Origin of the sequence: uncultured Campylobacter sp., from assembly GCF_938018145.1 — a bacterium.
Classification (GTDB): Bacteria; Campylobacterota; Campylobacteria; order Campylobacterales; family Campylobacteraceae; genus Campylobacter_A.
Genome location: NZ_CALIII010000233.1, coordinates 1 through 2,076, shown reverse-complemented (window position 1 = coordinate 2,076; position 2,076 = coordinate 1). Strand labels below are relative to the sequence as shown.

At 47.9% G+C, this 2,076-nt stretch carries 2 protein-coding genes; both read left to right on the top strand.

Annotated elements, in window-relative coordinates:
• The first annotated feature begins 480 nt into the window (after window positions 1-480).
• Complete coding sequence (locus Q0338_RS05295; protein WP_298085848.1) at window positions 481-1,653, top strand: MalY/PatB family protein; 1,173 nt, start codon at window positions 481-483, stop codon at window positions 1,651-1,653.
• Window positions 1,654-1,867: 214 nt separating this feature from the next.
• Window positions 1,868-2,076 (top strand): cyclic pyranopterin monophosphate synthase MoaC (locus Q0338_RS05290; protein WP_298085849.1); only part of this gene is annotated, 209 nt, incomplete at its 3' end.

The window sequence follows — 2,076 nt, the reverse complement described above, 5'->3', positions numbered from 1 at the left end:
TTTAGACTCTTTAACCCTAACGGCAAGAAAAATATATCCAAAAAACTAGCCATACAGCGCGCTCCAAACGGACTACGAAGCGCTAAAATCTAAGCCTTGGCACGATATCCGGACGAGTCAGTCTATAGCGTTTACGATGAGTTTTGTAACTTTCTTAAAATATTTCGCGCGAAATAGGCTAAATTTGCTTCATTTTCACGTTTAAATTTACAAGCCTATAAACCAAAGTAAGCAAATTGATTTTGCTACTGCACCAACCAAAAATCACCGTCAAATCGTCGTTTTTTAGTCGGTCGGTATCTTATGTAAAATTTGCTTTTTTTCAAAAACCGTCGTCAAAATCGGCTTTTTTTAGCCGGTCGGCATTTTGTGCAAATTTGCTTTTTTGTTCATACGATTTACAAATTTATCCCAAGACCATTAAGTAACAAAAAAACAAAATTCGCTAAAATATCCGCAAAAATCACGCAAGGAGAGCAAATGAAATACGATTTTGACGCGCCTGTAGAGCGAGGCGGGACGTATTCGTCAAAGTGGAAAACAAGCGGCGACGAGCTGCCGATGTGGGTGGCGGATATGGATTTTAAGGTCGCGCCCGAAATTTTAGAAGCGCTGCAAAAGCGCCTGGATAACGGGGTTTTTGGCTACTCGTACGTGCCGCAGGAGTGGAGCGAGGCCATCTGCTCATGGTGGAGCAGGCGTCACGACGTCAAATTTGACCCGAGCTGGCTGATTTTTTGCACGGGCGTGATCCCGATCATTAGCTCCGCCGTGCGCAAATTTACGAGCGTAGGCGATAAAATCGTGATCCAAAGCCCCGTCTATCACGTCTTTTACCGCAGCATCGAAAACAACGGCAGGATCGCGCTTACAAACGAGCTAGCCTACGACGGGCGCGGCTACGATATCGACTTTGCCGATCTCGAAGAAAAGCTCGCCGATCCGCTAACGACGATGTTTATCCTTTGCAACCCGCACAATCCCGTCGGCAAAATTTGGAGCGAGGAAAAGCTAGCCAAAATCGGCGAACTATGCGCTAAACACGGCGTTTTGGTGATCTCTGACGAGATTCATTGCGACATCACGAGCCCGGGCAAAAGCTACGTGCCGTTTATCCGCGCGAGCGAGACTTGCAAAAACATCTCGATCACCTGCGTTTCGCCGACAAAAGCCTTTAACATCGCAGGCTTGCAAAGCTCCGCCGCCGTAGTGCCAAATCCAAAACTGCGCGCCAAAATGGCAAAGGCTATCAACGACGACGAGGTCGGCGAGGGCAATGCGTTTTCTTGTATCGCGGCGATCGCGGCGTTTGAGCGAGGCGAAGCGTGGCTCGAGCAGATGCGCGAATACGTAGAGCAAAACCGCAAAATCGTGAGCGAGTTTTTGCAAAACGAACTGCCGCAGATTAGGCTTGTAGAGCAGGACGCGACCTATCTGCTCTGGCTTGATTGCCGCGAAATTTGCGACGACGCGAGCGATTTTCATAAATTTTTACGCCAAAAAGCGGGGCTTTGGCTAAACGACGGCAACGCGTACAGAGGTGCTGAGAAGTGCTTCCTGCGCCTCAATATCGCCACGCAAAGATCGCGCGTGCTGGAGGGGCTAAAACGCCTAAAATCAGGTGCTCTGGCCTACGCGAAAAGTAGGGAATAATATATTTACGAAAAATTGGGATAAAATTTAGACCTTTTTGGTATGATTTGCGCGTCCGACAAGAAAACCTCCTTTTTGTAACGGCGCCTCGGCTCCCCCTGCCGAGGCGTTTTTGTCTTATTCATTAAGCTTTTTTAGTTATAATCCTTCTCATAAATTTACTCCGCCTAGCTCAAATTTAAGCAAATTTAGCGTTTCAGGCGAAAGGACGAAAATGCTAACTCACATAGACGAAAACAACCGCCCAAAAATGGTCGACGTAAGCGACAAGGGCGTAACTACGCGCATAGCCGTAGCAAGCGGCATCATAAAAATGTCGCGCGAAGCCTTTGACGCGATCAAAAACAACACCGGCAAAAAAGGCCCAGTCCTGCAAACCGCCGTCGTAAGCGCGATAATGGGCGCAAAAAAGACGAGCGAACT